We start from the raw sequence: 22,121 nt of genomic DNA on the forward strand, positions 1-22,121 counted from the left end.
CCGGTCCAATTGTTACATTTCCGGAGCTGTTCGGTTTTCCAGCGCCACGACCGATCGTCCTGGTCGTGGCCGGCCTTCGGCCGTTCTCGTCGCCTTCGCCGACGTCGGCCACACGGCCGCCCGATAGGCTCGGCCCTGTCAGGCCAGGGTCAAACCGGGGCAAAAGCGGGGGCAAAAGGGGGGACGCGGCGCATGCACGCCGGGCAGATCGTGCTGCTGCTGCTTGCCGCGGTGGCCGCCGGGTGGGTCGACGCCGTCGTCGGCGGCGGGGGCGTGCTCCAGCTTCCGGTGCTGCTGCTGGCCGGCGTCCCGCCGGTCCAGGCGCTGGCGACGAACAAGTCCGCCGCCATCTTCGGCACGGCCTCGGCCGCCCTGACCTACGCCCGCAGGACGAAAGTGGACCGCGCCGTGGCCGTGCCCGCCGCGGCGCTGGCGGTCGCCTTCGCGGGTCTGGGCGCCGCGTCGGCGGCGCTGCTCGACGCCGCCGTGCTGAAACCGCTGGTCATGGTCGTGCTGCTCGGAGTGGCCGCGTTCGTGACCCTGCGACCGGCGTTCGGCCGCCTGCCCCAGCCGCACCTGCGCACCCGGGGGCGGGTCGTCGCGGCGCTGGCGGTCTCGGGCATGGCCATCGCCTACTACGACGGCATCCTGGGGCCGGGCACCGGGACGTTCCTGCTCATCGCGTTCACCTCGATCCTCGGGATGGACTTCGTCCACGCCTCGGCCACGGCGAAAGTCATCAACACCGGCACGAACCTGGGCGCCCTCGTCGTCTTCGCCGCGCAGGGGCACGTGTTGTGGGCCGTGGGACTGGCCATGGCCGCCTGCAACATCGCCGGGGCGCAGATCGGCGCCCGGATGGCGCTCAGCCGCGGCTCCGGGTTCGTCCGGGCCGTCCTGCTGTGCGTGGTGGCAGCCCTGGTCGCCAAGCTCGCCTACGACCAGTTCCTCGCCACCTGACCACCCCTGATTTCCCGGAGGAGGCGGGACCGGGCCGCCGCCATGACGGATGTCATGGTCGGCACACGACGCTCGGCACTGATCACGCCAGCCGGCCATCCGTACCGTGAAGGCCATGACGAACACGAACTCATCGCAGCGCACGGACTGGCACGTCTCGCTTCTCGGCGGTCTCAGGCACCGCGGGCAGGGCCGGATGCCCGCGGACACGGTCGTCCTCACTCCTGTCGGCGGCGCCGACCTCGACCTCGGCGACGCCGAGATGGCGCCGGTCACCACGGTGACGAAGGTCTCCCTCGTGGGAGGGGTGCGGCTGCGGGTGCCCGCCGACGCCGCGGTCGAGGTCGAGGGCTTCAGCCTGTTCGGCGGACGCGCGGTGGACCCGGCGACGGCCGGCGCCTCCGGGCCTCTCGTCCGCGTGCGCAGCTACGGCGTCTTCGGCGGCGTCAAGGTCACCCGCGCCTGATCGTCGGGCTCGCGCCGCGGCGCCCGTACGGCCGGGGCCGCGAGGGCGACGAACAGCGCGAGCAGGGCGGGCACCAGCAGCGCGTACGGGAGGGTGACGGCCTCCGCCAGGCCGCCGATGAGAACCGGGCCGGTCAGGAAACCGGTGTAGCCGAGACTCGCCACGGCCGCCAGCGCCCGGCCCGACTGCGCGGGGTCGCGGTGCCCGGCGGCCGAGAACACCTGCGGGATGATGCACGACAGTCCCGCGCCGAACAGCCCGAACGCCACGACACCGGCGACCGGCCGGGCCACGAGGACCCCGGCCGCGAGACCCGCCCCGGCGAGCACCCCGCAGCAGCGCACCAGCGTGACCGGGCCCAGCCAGGCGGCGAGACGGTCTCCGGCGAACCGCCCGGCCGTCATCATGATTGAGAAGGCGGCGTACGCCGCGGCGGCGAAGCCGGGGGAGGAGCCCAGGTTGTCACGCAGGTAGACCGATCCCCAGTCGGCCGAGGCGCCCTCACCGACCAGGCAGCAGAACGCGAGGACGCCGAGGAACAGCACGCCGCCGCTGACGCGCCGCCGGGCCGGGCCGCTTCCGGAGGGCGCGGACGCTGCCGTGCGCCCCGGCGGGTCGTCGCGCAGCGCCCAGCGGGCGCTCAGCAGTGCGACGAGCAGGATGACCACGCCCACGGACGCGAAGGTCAGGGCCGGACTCACATCGGCGTGGGCGAACAGCCCACCCGCGGACGCCCCCGCGAACCCGCCGACGCTGAACACCGCGTGGAAGGACGACAGGATCGGCCTGCCGTAGGCCCGCTCGACCACGACGGCGTTGGCGTTCATCGCGACGTCGAGGGTGCCGTGGACCGAGCCGAAGACGAACAGGGCGAGTGCGAGCGCCGGCAGGTTCGGGGCGTACGCGGGGAGCACGAGCACGACGCCCTGCGCGACGGCCACCGGCAGCATCGTCCGATAGCTGCCGTACCTGTCCACCAACCGGCCGACAATCTGCATGCCGGTGATCGCGCCGGCCGCGATGCCCAGCAGTCCGAGGCTCAGCGCGCCGTCGCTGAGCAGCAGGTCGGCCTTGATGGCGGGGATCCGGCTGGTCCACGTGCCGATGGCCATCCCGGACAGCAGGAACAGACCGTAGACGGCCACCCGGGCGCGGACGAGCGCCGGACGGGCGGGGGCGGACAGGGCCATGTCGCATCGCTCCTCGAAGGCTGTGGTCGTGTCGGCAGGGCCCGGGCCGCCGGGCCTGCCGAGCTGTGGCGGTGTGCGTACGAATGCCGGTGGATGTGCGATCGATCACGTCCGGCGTTCGGGATGGTGGAAGCACCCGTCCGTGTCCGTGCTTCGGACACGCGTGCTTTGGACACATGGGGGGATTCGGGGTGCGTGGGGGAGAGGGGCTACGCCGCGCCGGGCCGGCGCCGCCTGGCCTCACCCGCGGCGCGGTGAGATCGGCGCTGTGCCATTGACGCCATGGCGTAGGGACTGGGGATCGGCGCCGGCAGGCGGCGCTGTACAGCGCACTGGGACAGCGGTCGGCGCGGTGACCAGGACGGTGACCAGGACGGTGAGCGGGACGGTGTGCTGGCCGAAGACGGGCGGCCGCCCGTCAGGACGGGACGAGACCCGCACGACCGGCGGCGAAGTGACGTAGGCGGGCGGGCGACCTCCGTGGGAGTTCTGGTCGGGCGTGTACGGGACGGGCGGCACGATCCGCGTGGCGTGGATCCGTCAGGGAACGGACGCCGTCCCGGGAACCGTGCGTACGGTGACTCCGGCGGCGGCGAGGGCGTCGTGCTGGTCCTTGGGAATCCCGTCGTCGGTGACGACGACGTCGAGCCGGTCGAGTCCGCAGACCGCGCCGAACGCCGTCCGGTTGAACTTACCCGAGTCGCAGACCACCACCACCCGGCGGGCCGAGGCGATCGCGGCCTGCTTGATGGCCACTTCGGGCAGGTCATGCGCGGTCAGGCCGTGCTCGGCGGACAGGCCGCAGCAGCCGACGACCGCGGTGTCGAACCGCAGCGCCTTGATGGACGCCTCGGTGAGCGGACCGACGAAGTTCATCTCACCGTGACGCACCTCCCCGCCGGGCAGCACGAGACGGACGCGGGGCGCGGCGGCGAGCTCCTGCGCCGCCTGAAGCGCCAGCGGCAGCACGGTCAGCCGCCGGTCGCGTACGACCCGCGCGACCTCCAGCGCGGTCGTGCCGCCGTCGAGCACCACGGCCTCACCATCGGCCAGCAGGGAGGCGACCTCCGCGGCGATGCGCCGCTTGGCCTCGACCGCCTCACGCTCACGCACCCCGAACGGCGGTTCCTCGCCGCGCAGCAGCAGGCTCAGCGCGCCGCCGCGCACCCGCCGGACCACGCCCTGCTGAGCGAGTTCGTCGAGGTCGCGGCGGATGGTCATCTCCGAGACCCCGTACGCCAGTGCCAGCTCGGCCACGGAGACGCTGTCGGTCGTGCGCAGCGCATTCATGATCGCACGCATGCGGTCGGCACTTTCCATATGTTCATTTGAACACACGGTCTGTCCGAGAGCAACTAAATCTACTTTGTAAGGCCGGGTGCGAGAGTTGGGACGGGGACACAATCTGCCGATAACTTGATTAGACAGTCGTCGAAGCAGCGGGCGTGCCCGCGGCTTCACGGTCCACGGAGGAACCGATGTCCCGTGTTCAGCTCGCCCTGCGGGTCGCCGACCTGGAAGGGTCGATCGCCTTCTACTCCAAGTTGTTCGGCGTCGAGCCCGCCAAGCGGCGGCCCGGCTACGCCAACTTCGCCGTCGCCGAGCCCCCGCTGAAGCTGGTGCTCCTGGAAGGCGAGCAGGGGGAGCCCACCCGGATGGACCACCTCGGCGTGGAGGTCGAGGGCGCCGCGCAAGTCACGGCCGCGACCGAGCGGCTGAAGGAGGCCGGCCTGGCGACCTTCGAGGAGAACGACACCAGCTGTTGCTACGCACTGCAGGACAAGGTGTGGGTGCACGGCCCCGGAGGTGAGCCCTGGGAGGTGTACGTGGTCAAGGCCGACGCGGAGGTCATCGGCAGGAGCGGGACGGCGACCGCCGACAGTGCCGCGTGCTGCGGCACCTCTGAGGAGAAGGGTTGAGGAACAGCCGTCAACCGAAGATTGACGATCGAGAATCGTCAAGCTACGGTTGACGCATGAGTCCACTCAACATCAGCCTCGCCGACCTGATCGCCCGTCTCGACGAGGAACTCCCCGACGCCGACCACCTGGCCCGCATCAGCGAGGCGCAACTGCGTGCCCAGACCCTGTCCGACCTCGCCGACCAGCTCGTCGGCCACTACGTCGGCAAGGCCAAGCAGGCGGGCGCCTCGTGGAGCGAGGTCGGCGACGCCATCGGGGTGTCCAAGCAGGCCGCCCAGCAACGCCACGCGCCGAACGTGTTCGATCGGTTCACCGACCTGAACCGGCACACCATCGTGCTGGCCCAGGAGGCCGCCCGAGCGCACAAGCACGACTTCATCGGCACCGAGCACATCCTGCTCGGCCTGCTCGGCGAACCCCGGGGCCTCGCGTACGAGGTGCTGATGGCGAAGACCGAGTCGGAGCAACGCATCCGCGACGCGATCGAGGAGGCGATGCCGCCGGCCGGGCCCAAGGCGCTGCGGGGCCACATCGCGTTCCGGCCGGAGAGCAAGGAGGTCATCGAGCACGCGAGCCGCGCGTCGGCGGACCTCGGCCACGACTGGGTCGGCACCGAACACACGCTGCTGGGCCTGATCCGCGCCGAGGAGAGCCCGGCCGCGCAGATCCTGCGCAACCTCGGCTTCACGTCGGACGAGCTGCACGAGACGGTCAGGACCGAGATCGCCAAGCGATCCGCGGCCCGCGACGAGTAGGCCGGCTCGACCTGCTCCCAGGCGTCCCCGTCCAGTGGCTTCGCACGCGGGTCGCCCCACTTCGTGGGTTCGGCCGAGACGGGCCGGAACAGATCGCCCGGCGCCGCGCGTGAACGCCTCGGCGTGGCGCGCGGCTTGCAGGCCGGCCCGCTGACCGGCGCTGCCGCCGTCGGGCAGCCGTCATTCAGTGCGGTCGAGGACGCTCTCGCGGGCCGCGGCGTACTGTTCGCGGATCGCCGGCACAGGGTCCGCCTCGTGCGTCTCGACCTGCCCGATCGTCCACGACGGCGGTCGCTGCCCGCCCGACAGCATCCAGGCCGCCTGGCGGGCGGCGCCGTCGGCGACGTACTCCCCCAGTGGTGGGACGAGCACGGGCCGGCCGAAGACCGCCGGCGCGATCCGGCGCACCGCCTCCGAGCGGGCGCCGCCGCCGACCAGGATGACCCGGTCGACCGTCGTGCCCTGCGCGATCATCGCGTCCAGCCCGTCGGCGAGTCCGCACAGCATGCCCTCGACCGCCGCGCGGGCCAGGTGCGCGGCGGTCGAGGTTCGCAGGGTCAGGCCGTGGACGGCTCCGGTGGCGTGCGGGCGGTTCGGTGTGCGCTCGCCCTCCAGGTAGGGCACCAGGACCAGCCCGTCGGCGCCCGGCGGGGCCGACAACGCCAGCGCCGACAGCTCCGCGTGGTCCACCCGCAGCATGGTCGCGGCCGCGTCCAGCACCCGGGCGGCGTTGAGGGTGCACACCAGCGGCAGGAACCGGCCGGTCATGTCGGCGAACCCGGCGACGATCCCGCTCGGGTCCGCGGCCGGCACGTCGGAGACGGTGGACACGATGCCCGAGGTGCCGATCGACACGATCACGTCGCCCGGCTCGGCACCGGCACCCAGCGCCGCCGCGGCGCAGTCCCCGGCGCCGGGGCCCAGCGGCGCACCGGTGCGCAGGTGCCCGGCCTGACCGGTGGGCCCGAGCACCTGCGGCAGCAGCACATCGTCGCGGCCGAACGCCAGCCGGATCAGGTCCAGGCGGTACTCATCGGTCACGGCCGACCAGTATCCGGTCCCGCTCGCCTCGCTGCGGTCGGTGCGCAGCGCGTCCAGCCCCGGCGCGCCGGACAGTCGCCAGGTCAGCCAGTCGTGCGGCAGACACACCGCGGCCGTGCGGGCGGCGTTGTCCGGCTCGGCCGAGGCCAGCCAGCGCAGCTTGGTGACGGTGAAGCTGGCCACCGGCACCAGGCCGACCGCCTCCGCCCATGCTCGCCGTCCCGCCTCCCCGCCGCCGAGGTCCGAGATCAGGTCGGCGGCGGCGCCGGCCGAGCGGGTGTCGTTCCACAGCACCGCGTCCCGGATCACCGCGCCGTCCGCGTCCAGGCACACCATGCCCTGCATCTGCCCGGCGATCGAGGCCGCCGCCACGTCGTCCAGTCCGCCGGCCTGTGCGACCGCGTCGGACAGTGCGGCCTCCCACGCGGTCGGCGGCACGGCCGTCCCGGCGGGGTGCGGTGCGCGACCTTCGCGCACCAGTTCCCCGGTCTCGGCGTCGCGAACGACGACTTTGCACGACTGGGTCGAGGAGTCGACCCCGGCGACGAGGGGCACCGGTCCTCCGGGGATCTCGGGCGCGGACGACCGCGCTGGGTGGGTCGCGAAGATCATGACACACCCGTCGCGGGTCACCGAAGCCGCTCGTGAGCGGCCCAGCCGGGGGGTCAGGTGGCCGTACAGGTGATGGGCGACGGCGCTCCGACGGTGCCGCCGGACCAGCCGATCGCGAAGTCCGTCGTCACCGACGCGCCCGGCGGCAGCGCGCCGTTCCAGGGCTGGTTGGGGACGGTCACCGTGCCTCCCGGCGGAATGCGGCCGCCGTTCCACATCTGCACCCAGCTCAGACCGTTGGGGACCTTGAAGGTGACGGTCCACGAGGAGATGGGCAGCGTTCCCGTGTTCCGCACCGTCAGTTCGCCGTATGCGGGCCCCGCCGACGACAGGATGAAACGGATCGTCGCTTCGCACGAGCGTGTACCGGTGGACGGTGAAGGGCTGGGCGACGGTGAAGGGCTGGGCGACGGTGAAGGGCTGGGCGACGGTGAAGGGCTCGGTGACGGTGAAGGGCTGGGCGTTGGCGAGGGGCACGGCGAGGCACTCGGCGAAGGGCTGGGGGAGGGGCTGGGCGACGGTGACGGCGAGGGGCTGACTGATGGTGACGGGCTGGGTGACGGCGTCGCTGAAGGGCTGACCGACGGTGAAGGGCTGACCGACGGTGACGGTGACGGCGAAGGGCTGGGCGAGGGGGAGAGGCACGGCGAGGAGCCGCCGGACGGCGAGGGCGACGGGCTGGCCGACGGTGAGAGCGACGGGCTGGCCGACGGCGAGGCCGGCCAGCCTTCGACGGGCGGGATCCGGATGATCCGGTCGTCGCCGTAGACAGGAGTCCCGCCGGCGTCGTAGTTGCTCGTCGTCACCCAGAGCCAGCCGTCCGGGCCGACGGCGACGGTGCGCAGCCGTCCGTACCTCCCCTGAAGCTCGGCCACCGGCGTGCCCGCCATGCCGCCCGCGACCGGCACCGCCCACACCCGCGTCCCGCGCAGGGCCGCGGCGAAGACCGTCCCGTTGGCGTACGCGAGGCCGCTGGGCGACGCGTCGGCCGGGCGCCAGGTCACGATCGGGTCGCGCCAGCGTACGTCTCCGCACACGCCCTGGCAGGACGGCCAGCCGTAGTTGCCTCCCGGGACGATGGCGTTGAGCTCGTCCCAGGCGTCCTCGCCGAACTCCGTGGCGTACAGCCGGCCGCCCGCGTCCCAGGCGAGGCCCTGGACGTTGCGGTGGCCGTAGCTATAGACCGGCGAGCCGGCGAACGGGTTGTCCGCGGGCACCGTGCCGTCGGGCCTGAGGCGCAGGATCTTGCCGCCCAGGGTGCCGTTCTGCGCGTTGACGGGGGTGCCTGCGTCGCCGGTGGCGACATACAGCATGCCGTCGGGACCGAACGCGATCCGCCCGCCGTTGCGGGACTGGCCGCGGGGAATGCCGCTGAGGACGACCTGCTGCGTGTTGGGGGCGCCCCACCGGAACCGGACCACGCGGTTGTCGGAGGCGCTGGTGAAATAGACGTAGACGAACTGGTCCTGAAGGAAGGCGGGGGACAAGGCGATGCCGAGAAGGCCGCCGTCACCCGTCGTGTACACGTTCGGGATGGTGGTCACCCGTGTTTGCATGTATCCCGGATACACCCGCCAGATGTCCGCGGTGGCGCGTTCGGTCACGAGGGCGCTGCGGTCCGGCAGGAAGGCCATCCCCCAGGGTGACTGCAGTCCCGTGATGGAGACCTGCGCCCTGGTGAAGTCGAACCCGCCGGTGGCCGCTCCCGCGGGGACCGGACGGGTCGCGACGAGCACCGCGGCGGCGGTCACGGCGCAGAGGACGGCCGCGAGTGCCGCGGACAGACGCTTGGGCATCACGTGCTCCCGGGAGGAGACGGGGACCGCATACCGGCTTGTCAATCATCGAAAGCGTCCGCCGCGCCAGAGGCAACGGACCGGCGGGAGCCCGTCCGGCGGCCTGCGTGTTTGTCCGCAGCAGGGGCCCGGGTGAGGAAACTTTCAGACCCGGCGACGGTGAGGGTCAGCGGGCCGCGGGCCGGACGCGGATGATCCGGTCGTCGTCGGCGGCCGGGCTCCCGCGGCCGTCGCGGTTGCTCGTCGCCACCCACAGCGAGCAGTCCGGCCCGACGGCCACGGTGCGCAGCCGCCCGTACGTCCCCTGGAACTCGGCCGCCGGGGTGCCCGCCGCACCGTCGCTGATCGGCACCGTCCACAGCCGCGTCCCGCGCAGCGCCGCGGCGAAGAGCGTGCCCTTGGCGTACGCGAGGCCGCTGGGTGACGCCTCGGCGGGACTCCACGTCACGAGGGGATTGGTGAAGCGCGGGTCGGAGCACACGCCCTCGCAGATCGGCCAGCCGTAGTCGCGGCCGGGGAGGATGCGGTTGAGCTCGTCAAAGGTGTTCTGGCCGAACTCGGTGGCGTACAGCCGGCCGCTGTCGTCCCAGGCGAGGCCTTGGACGTTGCGGTGGCCGTAGCTGTAGACCGGCGAGCCGGCGAACGGGTTGTCGACGGGCACCGTGCCGTCGGGCCTGAGGCGCAGGATCTTGCCGCCCAGGCTGTTCAGGTTCTGCGCGTTGGCCGAGTTCCCGGCGTCGCCCGTGCCCACGTACAGCCTGCCGTCCGGGCCGAACGCGATCCGCCCGCCGTTGTGGGTCTGGGCGCGGGGGATGCCCGTGAGGATCGGCTGCTGCGTCTGGGGCGAGCTCAGCCGGAACCGGACCACCCGGTTGTCGGAGGCGCTCGTGAAGTACGCGTAGACCCACTGGTCCAGGGCGTAGACCGGGGAGACCGCGATGCCGAGCAGGCCGCCCTCGCCCCCGGGCGACACGTTCGGGACCGTGGCCACCTTCACGGGCGCGGATCCGCGGCGCACCCGCATGATGTCCGCCGTGTCGCGCTGGGAGACGAGGGCGCTGCCGTCGGGCAGGAAGGCGATCCCCCAGGGCGCCCGCAGTCCCGTCGCGACCACCTGCGGGTGGGCGAAGTCGTATCCGCCGGTGTCCGCGCCCGCGGGCGCCGGCCGGATCGCGACGAGGGCGGCGGACGCGGTGACCGCGCTGAGCGCGGCCGAGAGCGCCACGACGAGACGCTTGGGCATGAGAGGCTCCCGGTGCGGGACATGGGCTTACGGCTCGTGACCGTACAACTCGCGAAGCCGGGAATCCGCCCGCCGCGCCGGTGGGGACGGACAGGCGTCAGGCCGGCCGTCCGAGCGGTGACCGCCAGGTGGTCAACCGGGCTGAGCTGCTCGATCCCGGTCCTGGAGATCCCGCCGTGGGGGAGCGGCCGGCGCACGCCGGGCGCCTGCCGCGGCCCGGACGCGGGCCAGGGACGCGAGCGCGAGCAGCAGCAGGAGAGCGCAGGCCCAGGCGAACCAGTCGCCGAACCGTGTGTAGGGCGTTTCCGCCGAGCGGGTGGGCAGCGCGGTGAGGGCGGACACGAACGGCGCGTCCGCGCTGTGCGCCTCGGTCCGGATCCGGCCGTTGGCGTCGCTCACGACCAGGTCGCCGTTCCGCGCCGCACGCGCCACCGTGAGCCCGGTCTCGACGCCCCGGGTGACCGCCATCCTGCCGTGCAGCCAGCGGTCCCGGTCGAAGTCCCAGGCGGGTACGAAGATCGCCGTGGCGCCGCTCCTGCGGTAGTCGCGCACCAGGCCGGGCAGATCGAGGTCGAAGCAGATCGCGATCCCCCAGCGGAGGCCCGAACCGGGCACGAAGGCCTTGCGGTCGCCGGGCTGGAACTCGCTCTCCAGCCCGGGGATGAGGTGGTGCTTGAAGTACTCGACCGGCCGGCTCCCGTCGGCGGGGAAGTCGACGGCCGCGTTGCGGAGGCCATCGGACCGCTTGAGGATCAGCCCGGCGATGATGTCGACGTGGTGGTCGGCGGCGAGCCGTGCCAGCGGCACCGCCAGGACGGGCAGCGTCGCGTCGTCGGCGACGAAGACCTTCTCCGGCATGACCACGACCCGCGCGCCGCGTGCGGCGAGGTCCGGGATCCGCGCCGTGTACCTCCCGAGGAGGGCACGTCCCTCCGCCGAGGCGACCGGGACCGAGCCGTTCCGGTCGGCGGCGAGCAGCGCCACCTTCTCCGAACCCGAGCCGTCCCCGCCCGATCCGTTCCCGTCCGAGCCTTCCCCGTACGGCGGGCGCAGCCGCCAGGCGCCGTACCCCACGGCCAGGGTCAGCACGATCGCGGCGGTGACCGCCACCCGCAGCCGCCCGCCGGCCCGCGGTGCGGAGAACGCGGCGACGGCCGCGGGAACCCCGAGGACCAGGAACGTGACTCCCCACGGTCCGGTGACCGAGACGGTCTGCAGGACCGGAAGGACGTCGGCCTGGGTGTAGGCCATGCTCCACCACGCCCCGTTCGGCGACAGCACCGAGAACGCGTACTCGACGGCGACCCAGGCCGCCGGCACGACGGCGGCGGCCGTCAGCGGACGTCCCTTCAGCACCAGCGCCCGGGACGCCAGGACGACCAGCCCGAACAGCAGCGCCGATCCGACGATCAGCGACACGACCATCGGCGGCGGGATCCGCACCGTGTCGAGGAAGTAGCCCCACATCGCCGTCTCGCCGCCGAGCCACGCGGCCGACGCCGCGAGGAACGCGGTGCGAGCGCCGACGTGGTGGGCGAGGACGAGCACCGGCAGCGGTGCGAGCCAGGTGAGCCAGGGCGCCGGCGTGAGCCCGGTGCCGAGATGCAACAGCGTCGCCGACAGCGCCGTGGCGGCGAGCGCCACGGTCAGACGCCGAATCCGTGAATTCATCGTGCAGCCTCCTTCTTCAGCCGCCCCGACCTTCCGGGATCCGGCCTGGACGCGCATCACCGGAGGGAGCGGTCCGGGTGCCGGTCGCAGGGACCGGGGCCGCTCGGAGAGGCGTGGCAGCGGGTCTCACTCGAAGGAGTGAGACGGTCGTCAGCCGAGCGGCGGAGGCGACGGCGGGGCCGCGCGCATAGTCTTGCCGGGTTCTCTCCGACAACCCCGGAGCCGGTCATGCGGGCGAGCATCCTGAGTCCATCAAGGGCCGACGTCGCGATCACCGCCGTCGTCACCGTGATGACGGTGACGCCCGTCCTGGTCCCGTACCGGCAGCCGTGGTGGGCCGTGGCGCTCGCCGTCCTGATGTCGGTGCCGGTGCTGTGGCGGCGCCGCGCCGTTCTCCCCGTCGGGGCGGTCGTGGGCTGCGCCACGACGGTCCTGGCGATCGCGGTGAAGCCGCTGCCGCACTCCGGGGCTCTGGTGCTGCTGCTGCCGTACGGCGTGCTGGTGTGCACCTACACGTTCGCGGCGGCGGACCTCTCCCGGGCACGCCGCGCCGGGGGCGTCGCGGGTCTCGCCGCCGGCGTGGCCGTGTCGCTCGTCGTCCCGCAGGAGAACCTGGAGACCTACCGTTACCTCCTCACCGCGATCGTCGCCGCGTACGCGCTTGGTGTGAGCGCACGCGCCCGGCGGGCGGGCCGGGAGGCCGAACGGGAGCGGGAAGCGCGCGTCCGCGAGGAACGCGCCGCCGCGGTCGCACGCGAACGCACCCGGATCGCCCGCGACATGCACGACATCGTGACCCACTCGGTCGGCCTCATGGTGATCCAGGCGGAGACCGGCCCGCTGGTGGCGCGCGACCACCCGGAGAAGGCCGAGGCGGTCTTCGAGGCGATCGCGGCGGCGGGGCGGGACGCGATCGGCCAGCTCCGCCTGATCCTCGGCGCGCTGCGCGGAAGCGAGGGGCTCGGTGGCCCGGCTCCGGCCCGGGGGCCGCAACCCGGGCTCGACGCCCTGCCCGGCCTGCTGGACAACGCCCGCCGGGCGGGCCTGGACGTCTCCGCCGACGTGCGGGGCGAGCCACGGCGCCTTCCCTCCGATGTGGACGTCGCCGCGTACCGGATCGTCCAGGAGGCGCTGACCAACACGATCCGGCACGCCGGCGCGAGCACCGTCCGCGTCGGGCTCCGCTGGTCGGGTGACACCCTGGAGGTCGAGGTCGCCGACGACGGCCGGGGCGGGCGTGAGCTACAGGAAGGACACGGCATGATCGGGATGCGGGAGCGGGTCACGGCCTGTGGCGGCCGGCTCGCCGTCCGGCCGGGAAACCCGGGGCTCACCGTCGCCGCGACCCTGCCGATCGGCTGACGGCGTGCTGCGCGTGCTCGTCGCCGACGACCAGGACCTGTTCCGCGGCGGCTTCGCGATGATCCTCGGCGCCCACGACGACATCGCCGTGGTCGGCGAGGCGGCCGACGGCGCCGAGGCCGTGGCGAAGGCGGTCGAACTGGAGCCGGACGTGGTGCTCATGGACATCCGGATGCCCGGCATGGACGGGGTCGAGGCCACCGCGCGGGTGTGCCGCAGGACCGGCGCGAAGGTGCTGGTCCTGACGATGTACGACGTCGACGAGTACGTCTACGACGCCCTGCGCGCCGGGGCCAGCGGTTTCCTGCTCAAGGACGTGCGCCGGGACGACCTCGTCCGCGCCGTCCGCCTGGTCGCCGAGGGGGAGTCGCTGCTGGCTCCCGCGATCACCCGGCGCCTGGTCGCCGAGTTCGTCGGGCGTGGACGTGCCCGGCCCCGGCTACAGCGGCGACTCGCCGAACTCACCGACCGGGAGACGGACACACTGCGGCTGCTCGCGCGGGGCCGGTCCAACGCCGAGATCGCTGCGGATCTGGTCGTCTCCGAGCACACGGTCAAGAGCCACGTGAGCAACCTGCTGACGAAACTGGACCTGCGCGACCGCGCCCAGGCCGTCGTCTTCGCGTACGAATCCGGACTGGTCGTCGTCGGCGAGCAGGAGATGCCCCGCACCGACCGGCGCTGACGACGCGGTGCCGCCTCTGGGCTAGACCGGATTGATCTACACTGTAAAGGTGGCAGACTGGTCGACATGCGTGCGAGCCGGTTGCTGTCGCTACTCCTCTTACTCCAAACCCGCGACAGGGTGACCGCCGCCGAACTCGCCGAAGAACTCGAAGTGTCGGTCCGCACCGTCTACCGGGACGTCGAGGCGCTTTCCGCCGCCGGAGTGCCGGTGTACGCCGACCGCGGGCCGCTGGGCGGCTACCGGCTGCTCGACGGCTACCGCACCCGTCTCAACGGGCTCACCGCGGAGGAGGCGTCCTCGCTGTTCCTGGCGGGCCTGCCGGGGCCGGCCGCCGAGCTGGGGCTGGGCGAGTTCGCGGCGGCGGCGGAGCTGAAGCTGCTGGCCGCGCTGCCGCCCGGACCGCGGTCGCACGCGGCGCGGATGCGGGAGCGGTTCCACCTCGACGTGCCGGGGTGGTACCGCAGCGCCGACGAGGCGCCGTTCCTCACGGAGGTCGCGGAGGCGGTCTGGGAGGAACGGGTGCTCCGCACGCGGTACCGCCGCTGGGGACCGGCCGAGGTCGAACGCCTGCTGCATCCGTACGGCCTGGTGCTGAAGGGCGGCTCGTGGTATCTGGCCGCGGCCTGCTCGGGCACGGTGCGGACCTACCGGGTGAGCCGGATCATTGAGGCCGAGGTCCTCGGCGAGCGCTTCGAACGGCCGCCGGACTTCGACCTCGCGGAGTTCTGGCGCGACTTCGCCGAGGAGTTCGCCGCCCGCATGTACACCGCCGAGGCGGTCGTACGGCTCGCACCCGGTGGGGAGGACCTGTTCCGGTACACCCTCGGCGGCGACGTCGTGGACAAGGCACTGGCGAACGGGCATGCCGAGCCCGGCGGGTGGACGCGGCTGACGGTGCCGATCGAGTCGCTCACGCACGCGCGATGGCTGCTGCTGCGCCTGGGCACCCTGGTCGAGGTGCTGGAACCCGCCGAGTTGCGCGCGCTGATGGCCGAGGCCGTCGCGGACCTGTCCCGCCTGTACGGCACGCGGCAGGAGCCCGGCACGGCAGGATGAGCGCATGTCAGAGATCACCGGCAGACGGTGGAACGGCAACATCCACTATCACCCCCACATCCTGCGCGCGGTTTCCGGCGAGGCCCGGCGCGCCCTCGACGTGGGCTGCGGCGAGGGCATGCTCGCCCGCGAACTCCGGCGCACGGTGCCGGAGGTCGTCGGCATCGACCTCGACGCGCCCAGCATCGAGCAGGCCCGTGAGCACCCCGGCGACATCGACTACATCCTCGGCGACTTCCTCACCCACCCCTTCGAGCCGGCCTCGTTCGACGCCGTCGTCTCCGTGGCCACCCTGCACCACATGGACGCCGCGACCGGGCTGGCCCGCATGCGCGACCTGCTGCGTCCCGGGGGCGTCCTGGCCGTCGTCGGCCTGGCCCGCAGCACCATGCCCGCCGACCTGCCGCACGACCTGGCCGGCACCGTCCTCGGCGCCTTCTTCCGCGCCACGAAGGGCCACTGGCAGCATCCGTCCCCCATGGTGTGGCCGCCGCCGGTGACGTTCCCGCAGATGCGGCAGCTGGCCGCCGAGCTCCTGCCCGGCTCCCGGTATCGCCGTCACCCGCTGTTCCGCTACAGCATCGTCTGGCGCAAACCCCAGGCCTGAGCCGGGCCCGCCCGGCCGACCGTCAGCCGTCGAGCAGCGCGTGGCCGCGAGGCGTACGGTCCTGGTACAGCTCCAGGGCGCCGCCGGTCAGCGAGCCGGGGGCTTCGTCGGCCATGCGGCCGAGATCCGTACGGATGATCTCGTGCGGGGTGGCGCGCAGGACCGCCAGTTCGCCGGCCAGGTCCGGGGTCGGGCTGGTCGGGACGGGACACAGGAAGTCCGGGATATACGGACCGCCGGGGACGAGGTCGAGCAGGGGGGCCAGGTCAGGCGCCCTTGATCTTGTGACACGATCGCGGAATGCTGCGACTCACCGATTTCATCATCGACTGCCCGGACACGATGAAGCTGGCGGCCTTCTACTCCGAGGTGACGGGTCGCCCGATCAAGGAAGGCAGCCACGAGGACTGGGCCGGCATCAAGTTCGGCGAGATCGAGCTGGCCTTCATCCGGGTGGACGACTACCGCGCTCCTCAGTGGCCCGACAGTGAGCACCCCAAGCAGTTCCACCTCGACTTCGAAGTGGACGAGATCGAGTCCGAGCAGCGCCGCGTCCTCGACCTCGGCGCGACGCTGCAGCAGGACTTCTTCGGCCCCAACGGCTACGGCTGGCGGGTTTACACCGACCCGATCGGCCACCCCTTCTGCCTGTGCCGCAACAAGGGCGTCATCTGGACCGACCAGGGCCTGATGATCTGACCAAAGCGCGACTAGGCCTGTCTTGAAGCCATCTGCTCTGCTGCACGACGACTTTGAGAGTGGCCCGGGCCGGCACGCCGATTCGCTTCGAGCGACCAGGGCCACCACTGCGGGGCCCCTGCCGCTTCCGCGCCCAAATCAGGGCGTCACGCGAGCAGGCCGTGGCGCCGCGCTCGGAGCCTGGCGGCTGCCGCACAGCATCACCGGCCCCGGTCAAGCTGTCCTCGCTCTGTGTCCCAACGCCCCGAACCGAGCTGCAAAGGGCCGGGGTGCCCCTACGAACACCCGGGCTGTGAGTAAGGCGACAGCGTGCTCAGGCAGCGGTGACCACGTCTGCGTGAGCGGCCCGCAGCAGGGTGCGGGCGGCGTCCTTGGCGTGACGGGCGGGCTCTGGAGACCCGGAGATGGCCGCTGTGGTCATCGCGCCCTCGGCGAGGGGGACGAGCTGGTCGGTCAGCCGCGCGGGCGCGTCCGCGGCGGCCACGAGATCGGCGAGATAGCGCCGGAAGGCATCCTTGTGGGCCTTCGCGATGTCGGCCACGGCCTGGGACGTCGCTCCCAGTTCCCCGAAGGAGTTGATGAAGCCGCAGCCGCGGTAGTCCGGCTCGCTGAACCAGCGGTACAGCCAGTCGAAGACCGCCAGAATCCGCTGCGTAGGTGAGTCGTGGGCATCCACGTACCGAGCCAGATCATGGAGCCACCTCGCGTCCCGCCGCTTCAGGTACGCCTCGACCAGGGTGTCCTTGGAAGGGAAGATCTGGTACAGGCGCTTGAGGGGCACGCCGGAGGCGGTGCGGATCGCATCCATTCCCACCGACTGTATGCCTCGGCCGTAGAACAGTTCCTCGGCAGCGTCGAGGATCCGCTGCTCAGTCGTTTCGAGCTCCACTTCGATCACCCATCCTCGAAAACGAACGTTCTCTTACGGTACGGCGCTCCAGGTCGCAAGGCACATTCCCGGGCGTGGGCCTGACCGTCGCCGTAACGCGGCCTGCCCGGAGCGAGGCCGGGCAGGCCTGCCCTCTGCCCTCTCAAGCGAGCACAAGGCCCGCCCGGGATACCCCGGCCGGTGCGTGGCGACGCGCACACCGGCGCGGTCCCGTCGGCGATGCCGTTCCTCAAGCGTCTCGGTCCAGTCCGCCAGCAACTCGACGATGGCCACGCCGCGGCCGTGCTCATCATGGGCACCGGTTCAGCGAGGGTGGGGCGAGGGCGCCGTGGCGCCGGAGTCCGCAACCTCGATACGCACGGCGCGGCCTTCGAACGTGAGGCTCACGATCATGTCGGCCCGTCCGTGCTGGGCCGCGTTCCCCGCAAGCTCGCCGACGATCAGCAGGACGGAGTCCTGATCCTCCGGGACGACGTCCCATCGGGCCAGCAGGGACGCGGCGGAGTGGCGGGCGGCGTGTACCCAGCGCTCCTCGGCGGGAAGGGCGATCATGCCGTGCCGGTGCATGCCCGTACGAGCATGGGCCAGCGCCGGGGTCACGGGGGCTGTCCGGGGCTGCTCGCCGGACAAGGGCAGCGCCATCGGCGGGGGTTGCGTTGCCGTGTGCGAGAGGGTCATGGGAACGCCCATCTGAACTTTCCGAGCCCACATCAAGAGGCTCATGTTCTGCAGCTTCTTTGCCCTCGGCCCTGGATTGGGTCGGCGTCAGGGCCGAGGCAGCGGTCCTGCGGCACTCGCGGCGGCCGAACCGGCAATCCGTCCCGCCAGCGGTGACAGCGTCGTGAGCCTCCAGCTGAGAACGATCGTTCCATCGAACGAGATCAGCCTGTAGAACAATCGTTCTCAGCGCAAGAGGGATGCGTATGAAATGCCGAAATCTGGAGCAACGCCCCACGCTCACCGCAGGTGAGAGGGTCTTCAAGGCCTGCGAGGGAATCCTGAGGCCAAAGCCCTCCAGGTACGCGGCGGCCCCTGCCGCAGGTACAGCCTCACGCACGAACGGCCACGCCGTGGATCCGGAGTCGGGCCCGGATCCACGGCGCGGGGGCGGGCGGTCAGAGGCCGAGGTCGCTCAGGCCGGGGTGGTCGTCGGGGCGGCGCCCGAGGGGCCAGTGGAACTTGCGCTCCGACTCCTTGATGGGGAGGTCGTTGATGCAGGCGTAGCGCAGTCGCATCAGGCCGTTGTCGTCGAACTCCCAGTTCTCGTTGCCGTAGGAGCGGAACCAGTTGCGTGAGTCGTCGTGGCATTCGTAGGCGAAGCGCACGGCGATGCGGTTGCCGTCGAAGGCCCACAGCTCCTTGATGAGCCGGTACTCCAGCTCCCGGTTCCACTTGCGGGTGAGGAAGGAGATGATCTCGTCACGGCCAGTGGCGAACTCCGCGCGGTTCCTCCAGCGCGAGTCCACGGTGTATGCGAGGGCGACCTTCTGCGGGTCGCGGGTGTTCCAGCCGTCTTCCGCCAGGCGGACTTTCTGGATGGCGGTCTCCCGGGTGAACGGCGGGAACGGAGGGCGTGCTTCGTCAGTCATGTCGCTTCCTTGGGCCTGTGCGAGAACGAACGTTCTCGCTCGAGAACGAGCGTTCTCACCGTCAAGCACGACCGTACGAGAACGATTGCTCTCGCGCAAGACCGACACGACCACGACCTGGCAGCCCTCCCCTCTGTCGGGCCATCGCGCGCAGACGCCTCGGCCGGTGGAGCGGTACTTCCGGGGCAAGCCACCGTGAACGGGCTCGCGACGAGGGAGTCGGCCTCGTGCCTGGTTGAGGCGGCGGGTGCGTTTCGGGTTGGCTGCGCGGTCGGCGTCGAGTCGTGGCAGGTTGGCCAGGCCGGTGTCCTTGGCTGCTCGGATGCGGTCCTCGCATCTGGCGCGCAGGTGGTGGTGCAGCTCCAGGTCGGCGAGCTGGCCGCGGCGGGCGTCGGTGACGAAGCAGGTGAAGCGATGCCCGCCGATGTCGGTGAAGCGCAACTGCGCGCCGGGATGAGGCCGTTCTTTGCCGACGATGACGCGCATGCCCTTGGGCCAGCCGGTCAGGTCGAGCATGTCGGTGAGCACACCCAGATGGACCATTTCGGCTACATGGAAGGCGCTCTCCGGTCCGGCGAGCGGGCCGCCCGGCTGCTCCTCGACCAGCTCTGCTCGTCGCGCCGGCGGTGGCCGGCCACGGCAGGCGGGTGTTCGACGGCGGTGACATCCGGTCGTGGCACCTGGCCGAGGTCGAACGGGGCAAGAACGGCACGCTGTTCCTGGACTACAGCCGCTGAGACTCCGCTCAAGCGACGGCGCGGCGTACCGGGCGGTGAACCCGGTACGCCGCGCCGCGGTCGTCTTCTTCAGGAGGCCCGGGTCACCGGGTGGTGCAGACGGTGCCGTTCAGGGTGAAGGCGGTGGGCAGCACGTTGGGGCCGCTGTAGGCGCCGACGAAACCGATGGAGGTGGCGGCGCCGGAGGCGAGCCTGCGGTTGTCCGGGGTGCTGGTGACCGTCACCGACCTCCCGCTCTGCGCCCAGTTGGCGCTCCATCCGCTGCTGACGCTCTGCCACGTGGTGGGCCAGGTGAAGCCGAGGGTCCAGCCGTCGAGGGCGGCGGTGCCGGTGTTGGTGATCTCGACGTTGCCGACGAACCCGCTGCCCCAGTCGGTGGTGTCCGTCAGGCGTACGGAGCAGGAGCTCTCGGCGGGAGAGCCGGTGGTGAAGGTGAGCGGCGCGGAGGCCCAGGAGACGCGGCCGGCGGTGTCGCGGGCGATCACGTTGACCGTGTAGCGGGTGCCGGGAACGAGGTTGTGGACCACGTAGGAGGTGACGGAGGTCTCGCCGAGCTGCTCGGTGACGGCGCCGTTCTGGCGGTGGATCTCGTACTTGGCGACGGGAGCGGCGCCCGGTGCGGCGGCGGGCCAGGAGATGGTGGCGGTCCTGTCGGTGACACCGCTGACGGTGGGCTGCCCGGGAGCCGCGGGAGCGCCCGTGGCCGCCGCCGCGGGGTGCAGCACCAGCGTGGTCACCGAGTACGGCGGGAGGGTCTGGGTGGTGGCGGTGCCGCCGTGGCCGGTGGTGACGGACGTCGCGCCGTTGGTGAGGCTGGACACCGTGGGCGCCTCGTCGGCGGGGGCGAACCCGGCGTACCCGATCTTCACCTGGCGCTCGCTGTCGGGGTCGCGGTTCACCAGCAGCACGGCGAGGTCGCCGTTGGGGCGGCGGACGGCGTGCGCGGCGACCAGCGGCTCGTCGGTGGCCGCGCGGACGAACTGGTCGCCGGGATGCGCGAACGCGCTGACCATGGAGATCGCGTGGTAGGGGGCGAAGGGCGTGTTGAAGGGGGGTTCGCAGACATCGCCCGTGCAGCCGGCGCTGGACAGCATGCCGAAGTCGCCGTAGTCGGTGTGGCCGGCGACGGTGCTGACGGTGCCGATGCCGTTGTGGACGTTCCACCAGTCGATCGTGAACAGTCCCTGTTCCATGAGAGCCGCATAGGCGTCGGCGGCGAACAGCGCGGCGGGCTGCGTGTTGTACGCGATCCCGCTGTTGATCTCGGTCATGGCGATGCCGATGTCACCGGCGCGGGCGCCCGCGTGCTTGGCGATCTGCTGCTTGACCATGTAGATCATGTCGGGGATGTGCGCGGTCTTGGTGAGGACGTCGGCGACGTCGGTGTGCGGGGGATACCAGTGCAGGATGACGAAGTCGATCTTCGAGGCGGCGATCGACAGGACGGTGTCGTTCCAGGTGGCCTGGTCACCGTCGGCGACGATGCCGTCGGGCCAGTTGGCGGGGGAGGTGAGCACCGCGCCGATCTTGACGGTGGGATCGACGGCCTTCATGGCGTCCGAGTACTTCACGACGTTCCTGGCGTACTCCGCCGGGGTCTTGTCGGTGTGGTCGTCGGCCTCCCAGTCGGCGCCGTAGTGGCCGTTGCCGTAGTTCTCGTTGCCGATCTCCCAGTACTTGACGCCGTACCCCTTGGTGACGTTGGCGTACTTGACCCAGTCGGCGGCCTCCTCGGCGGTGCCGGTGCCGTAGTTGGCGATAACGATCGGCTGCGCGCCGGTGCGCTGCGCCCCGCGGATGAAGGTGTCGAAATCGGTGTTGGGCGCGACGTAGCCGCCGGGGGCGGTGTGGGTCTTCCAGTGGTAGATGTCGGCGTACGACCCGCCGGGATAGCGCAGCATCTTCACACCGGCGGCCTTGAGGAGGTCCGCGGTCTCGTTCGTCCCGAGGTTGGAGTCCCAAATCGCGTGGTTGGTGCCCACCGCGGTATCGGACGCGACCGCCAGGGCCGCGCGGGTGTTCACGGTGACGGTGACCGGCGTCGTCTCGGCGCCGGCGGAGGGGATTCCCGCGAGGGTCTGGGCGGCCACCGCTGCGCCCATGAGGAGCGCGAGGGCCGGCCTGGAGGTGCGCAGGGTGCTCATGACGTCCCTTTTCTGGAGGATCTTGCGGTGCGATGGTGATCAGGCCGTGTGGAACGGTCAAGGAGAGCGCCTAGTGCGCAGTCATGAGCTGCGGGGGAGTTAGGCGGGGCGTGCAACTTTCATTCGCCTGGTCTCACCGCCGGCGCGGGTGGATCGGCGGAATGTCGGTGGAGTTCGGCAGGATGGCCCCATGGCTTCCTGGCAGGAGATCGAGAAGGAGAATCCCGCGCTTGCTGCGCGAGTGCTGGCGAGCATGGGAAAGGGCAGGCACAAGACCATGGCGACGCTGCGGCGGGACGGCTCGCCGCGCATCAGCGGGACCGAGGTGGAGTTCAAGAACGGGGAGGTGTGGCTGGGGTCGATGCCGGGGGCGATGAAGGCGCTCGACCTGCGCCGCGATCCGCGGGTGGCGATCCACGGCCCCTCGGTCGACCCGGACGAGGCGGATCCGGCCTCCTGGGACGGCGAGGCAAAGCTGGCCGGCCGGGCCGTCGAGGTCACCGACCCGGCCGTGCGTGAGGCGTTCGGCGGGCCGCCCGGGCAGGATTTCCACCTGTTCCGGGTCGACGTGACCGAGGTGGTCTACACGCGCGTCGACGAGTCGGGGGAGCATCTGCTGATCGAGATGTGGCACGAGGGCGCCGGTCACCGGGTGGTCCGCCGCCGCTGACCCCCCCTTCCGCAGGAGAGGGTG

General features: G+C 71.8%; 21 protein-coding genes and 1 pseudogene. 11 read left to right on the forward strand and 11 right to left on the reverse strand.

Features of this window, described 5'->3' with window-relative positions:
* The first annotated feature begins 192 nt into the window (after positions 1-192).
* Positions 193-960 carry a TSUP family transporter gene (locus FED44_RS11575; RefSeq protein ID WP_138460653.1) on the forward strand — a complete coding sequence of 256 codons (768 nt, stop codon included), beginning with the start codon at positions 193-195 and terminating at the stop codon, positions 958-960.
* Between the two features lie 115 nt (positions 961-1,075).
* Positions 1,076-1,426: a hypothetical protein gene (locus FED44_RS11580; protein ID WP_111697574.1), complete on the forward strand. Its 351-nt coding sequence runs from the start codon at positions 1,076-1,078 to the stop codon at positions 1,424-1,426.
* Here the strand turns inward: FED44_RS11580 and FED44_RS11585 are convergent.
* Both FED44_RS11585 and FED44_RS11590 read right to left on the reverse strand, forming a co-directional pair.
* The gene (locus FED44_RS11585) at positions 1,387-2,616 is read right to left on the reverse strand and encodes an MFS transporter (RefSeq protein ID WP_111697575.1); all 1,230 of its coding nucleotides are present in this window, start codon (positions 2,614-2,616) and stop codon (positions 1,387-1,389) included. The two genes, FED44_RS11580 and FED44_RS11585, sit on opposite strands and share 40 nt — an antisense overlap.
* 540 nt (positions 2,617-3,156) lie before the next feature.
* On the reverse strand, positions 3,157-3,918 hold the full coding sequence (locus FED44_RS11590) for a DeoR/GlpR family DNA-binding transcription regulator (RefSeq protein WP_244301847.1): 762 nt from the start codon (positions 3,916-3,918) through the stop codon (positions 3,157-3,159).
* A gap of 176 nt (positions 3,919-4,094) precedes the next feature.
* Here FED44_RS11590 and FED44_RS11595 point away from each other — a divergent pair, with 176 nt between their 5' ends.
* Both FED44_RS11595 and FED44_RS11600 read left to right on the forward strand, forming a co-directional pair.
* Positions 4,095-4,535, forward strand: a complete 441-nt coding sequence (locus FED44_RS11595) for an ArsI/CadI family heavy metal resistance metalloenzyme (protein ID WP_138460654.1) — start codon at positions 4,095-4,097, stop codon at positions 4,533-4,535.
* A 56-nt stretch (positions 4,536-4,591) separates the two neighbouring features.
* Positions 4,592-5,293 (forward strand): Clp protease N-terminal domain-containing protein, encoded by a 702-nt coding sequence (locus FED44_RS11600; protein WP_111697578.1) that lies wholly within the window; start codon positions 4,592-4,594, stop codon positions 5,291-5,293.
* 180 nt (positions 5,294-5,473) lie between these two features.
* Here FED44_RS11600 and FED44_RS11605 read toward each other — a convergent pair whose 3' ends face one another.
* From FED44_RS11605 to FED44_RS11620, 4 genes are all read right to left on the reverse strand, one after another.
* Positions 5,474-6,889: a xylulokinase gene (locus FED44_RS11605; RefSeq protein ID WP_111697579.1), complete on the reverse strand. Its 1,416-nt coding sequence runs from the start codon at positions 6,887-6,889 to the stop codon at positions 5,474-5,476.
* A 110-nt stretch (positions 6,890-6,999) separates the two neighbouring features.
* On the reverse strand, positions 7,000-8,742 hold the full coding sequence (locus FED44_RS11610; protein ID WP_138460655.1) for a PQQ-dependent sugar dehydrogenase: 1,743 nt from the start codon (positions 8,740-8,742) through the stop codon (positions 7,000-7,002).
* 166 nt (positions 8,743-8,908) lie between these two features.
* Positions 8,909-9,985: a PQQ-dependent sugar dehydrogenase gene (locus FED44_RS11615; RefSeq protein WP_138460656.1), complete on the reverse strand. Its 1,077-nt coding sequence runs from the start codon at positions 9,983-9,985 to the stop codon at positions 8,909-8,911.
* 132 nt (positions 9,986-10,117) lie between these two features.
* On the reverse strand, positions 10,118-11,656 hold the full coding sequence (locus FED44_RS11620) for a nitrilase-related carbon-nitrogen hydrolase (RefSeq protein WP_167521451.1): 1,539 nt from the start codon (positions 11,654-11,656) through the stop codon (positions 10,118-10,120).
* Positions 11,657-11,884: 228 nt separating this feature from the next.
* Between FED44_RS11620 and FED44_RS11625 the strand changes: the two genes are divergently transcribed.
* The 5 genes from FED44_RS11625 to FED44_RS11645 all read left to right on the forward strand — a co-directional run bounded on the left by FED44_RS11625 (position 11,885) and on the right by FED44_RS11645 (position 16,068).
* Positions 11,885-13,018, forward strand: coding sequence for a sensor histidine kinase (locus FED44_RS11625; protein WP_138460658.1), 1,134 nt, complete (start codon positions 11,885-11,887; stop codon positions 13,016-13,018).
* A 4-nt stretch (positions 13,019-13,022) separates the two neighbouring features.
* Entirely contained in the window at positions 13,023-13,703 is a 681-nt protein-coding gene (locus FED44_RS11630; RefSeq protein WP_138460659.1) for a response regulator, read from the forward strand.
* Positions 13,704-13,769: 66 nt separating this feature from the next.
* Positions 13,770-14,762: a helix-turn-helix transcriptional regulator gene (locus FED44_RS11635; RefSeq protein WP_111697584.1), complete on the forward strand. Its 993-nt coding sequence runs from the start codon at positions 13,770-13,772 to the stop codon at positions 14,760-14,762.
* Between the two features lie 4 nt (positions 14,763-14,766).
* Positions 14,767-15,369, forward strand: coding sequence for a class I SAM-dependent methyltransferase (locus FED44_RS11640; RefSeq protein ID WP_138460660.1), 603 nt, complete (start codon positions 14,767-14,769; stop codon positions 15,367-15,369).
* 300 nt (positions 15,370-15,669) lie between these two features.
* The gene (locus tag FED44_RS11645; protein ID WP_111697586.1) at positions 15,670-16,068 is read left to right on the forward strand and encodes a VOC family protein; all 399 of its coding nucleotides are present in this window, start codon (positions 15,670-15,672) and stop codon (positions 16,066-16,068) included.
* Positions 16,069-16,381: 313 nt separating this feature from the next.
* Here the strand turns inward: FED44_RS11645 and FED44_RS11650 are convergent, their stop codons facing one another.
* The 4 genes and pseudogenes from FED44_RS11650 to FED44_RS11665 form a co-directional block, all read right to left on the reverse strand.
* Positions 16,382-16,966, reverse strand: a complete 585-nt coding sequence (locus FED44_RS11650; RefSeq protein WP_208758928.1) for a TetR/AcrR family transcriptional regulator — start codon at positions 16,964-16,966, stop codon at positions 16,382-16,384.
* 294 nt (positions 16,967-17,260) lie between these two features.
* Positions 17,261-17,599, reverse strand: a complete 339-nt coding sequence (locus FED44_RS11655) for an ATP-binding protein (protein ID WP_208758929.1) — start codon at positions 17,597-17,599, stop codon at positions 17,261-17,263.
* A gap of 473 nt (positions 17,600-18,072) precedes the next feature.
* The gene (locus FED44_RS11660; protein WP_111697587.1) at positions 18,073-18,546 is read right to left on the reverse strand and encodes a nuclear transport factor 2 family protein; all 474 of its coding nucleotides are present in this window, start codon (positions 18,544-18,546) and stop codon (positions 18,073-18,075) included.
* Between the two features lie 285 nt (positions 18,547-18,831).
* A pseudogene (locus FED44_RS11665) lies at positions 18,832-19,071 on the reverse strand (IS1380 family transposase); the annotation flags it as partial.
* On the opposite strand from FED44_RS11665, the gene FED44_RS38415 reads away from it, so the two are divergent.
* Positions 19,000-19,401 (forward strand): FAD-dependent oxidoreductase, encoded by a 402-nt coding sequence (locus tag FED44_RS38415; protein ID WP_396699796.1) that lies wholly within the window; start codon positions 19,000-19,002, stop codon positions 19,399-19,401. The pseudogene FED44_RS11665 and the gene FED44_RS38415 overlap by 72 nt on opposite strands.
* On the opposite strand, the gene FED44_RS11675 is transcribed toward FED44_RS38415, so the two are convergent.
* Entirely contained in the window at positions 19,367-21,427 is a 2,061-nt protein-coding gene (locus FED44_RS11675; RefSeq protein ID WP_138460662.1) for a cellulose binding domain-containing protein, read from the reverse strand. The two genes, FED44_RS38415 and FED44_RS11675, sit on opposite strands and share 35 nt — an antisense overlap.
* A gap of 190 nt (positions 21,428-21,617) precedes the next feature.
* On the opposite strand from FED44_RS11675, the gene FED44_RS11680 reads away from it, so the two are divergent.
* Complete coding sequence (locus FED44_RS11680) at positions 21,618-22,097, forward strand: pyridoxamine 5'-phosphate oxidase family protein (RefSeq protein WP_111697589.1); 480 nt, start codon at positions 21,618-21,620, stop codon at positions 22,095-22,097.
* Positions 22,098-22,121 lie beyond the last annotated feature (24 nt).

It is taken from the genome of Microbispora triticiradicis (assembly GCF_005864065.1).
Taxonomy (GTDB): Bacteria; Actinomycetota; Actinomycetes; order Streptosporangiales; family Streptosporangiaceae; genus Microbispora; species Microbispora triticiradicis.

Coding starts and splice junctions, on each gene's coding strand:
- FED44_RS11575 (WP_138460653.1), top strand. CDS start 193: ATGCACGCCGGGCAGATCGTGCTGCTGCTGCTTGCCGCGGTGGCCGCC.
- FED44_RS11580 (WP_111697574.1), top strand. CDS start 1,076: ATGACGAACACGAACTCATCGCAGCGCACGGACTGGCACGTCTCGCTT.
- FED44_RS11585 (WP_111697575.1), bottom strand. CDS start 2,616: ATGGCCCTGTCCGCCCCCGCCCGTCCGGCGCTCGTCCGCGCCCGGGTG.
- FED44_RS11590 (WP_244301847.1), bottom strand. CDS start 3,918: ATGCGTGCGATCATGAATGCGCTGCGCACGACCGACAGCGTCTCCGTG.
- FED44_RS11595 (WP_138460654.1), top strand. CDS start 4,095: ATGTCCCGTGTTCAGCTCGCCCTGCGGGTCGCCGACCTGGAAGGGTCG.
- FED44_RS11600 (WP_111697578.1), top strand. CDS start 4,592: ATGAGTCCACTCAACATCAGCCTCGCCGACCTGATCGCCCGTCTCGAC.
- FED44_RS11610 (WP_138460655.1), bottom strand. CDS start 8,742: ATGCCCAAGCGTCTGTCCGCGGCACTCGCGGCCGTCCTCTGCGCCGTG.
- FED44_RS11615 (WP_138460656.1), bottom strand. CDS start 9,985: ATGCCCAAGCGTCTCGTCGTGGCGCTCTCGGCCGCGCTCAGCGCGGTC.
- FED44_RS11620 (WP_167521451.1), bottom strand. CDS start 11,656: ATGAATTCACGGATTCGGCGTCTGACCGTGGCGCTCGCCGCCACGGCG.
- FED44_RS11625 (WP_138460658.1), top strand. CDS start 11,885: ATGCGGGCGAGCATCCTGAGTCCATCAAGGGCCGACGTCGCGATCACC.
- FED44_RS11635 (WP_111697584.1), top strand. CDS start 13,770: ATGCGTGCGAGCCGGTTGCTGTCGCTACTCCTCTTACTCCAAACCCGC.
- FED44_RS11640 (WP_138460660.1), top strand. CDS start 14,767: ATGTCAGAGATCACCGGCAGACGGTGGAACGGCAACATCCACTATCAC.
- FED44_RS11645 (WP_111697586.1), top strand. CDS start 15,670: ATGCTGCGACTCACCGATTTCATCATCGACTGCCCGGACACGATGAAG.
- FED44_RS11655 (WP_208758929.1), bottom strand. CDS start 17,599: ATGGCGCTGCCCTTGTCCGGCGAGCAGCCCCGGACAGCCCCCGTGACC.
- FED44_RS11660 (WP_111697587.1), bottom strand. CDS start 18,546: ATGACTGACGAAGCACGCCCTCCGTTCCCGCCGTTCACCCGGGAGACC.
- FED44_RS38415 (WP_396699796.1), top strand. CDS start 19,000: ATGAGGCCGTTCTTTGCCGACGATGACGCGCATGCCCTTGGGCCAGCC.
- FED44_RS11675 (WP_138460662.1), bottom strand. CDS start 21,427: ATGAGCACCCTGCGCACCTCCAGGCCGGCCCTCGCGCTCCTCATGGGC.
- FED44_RS11680 (WP_111697589.1), top strand. CDS start 21,618: ATGGCTTCCTGGCAGGAGATCGAGAAGGAGAATCCCGCGCTTGCTGCG.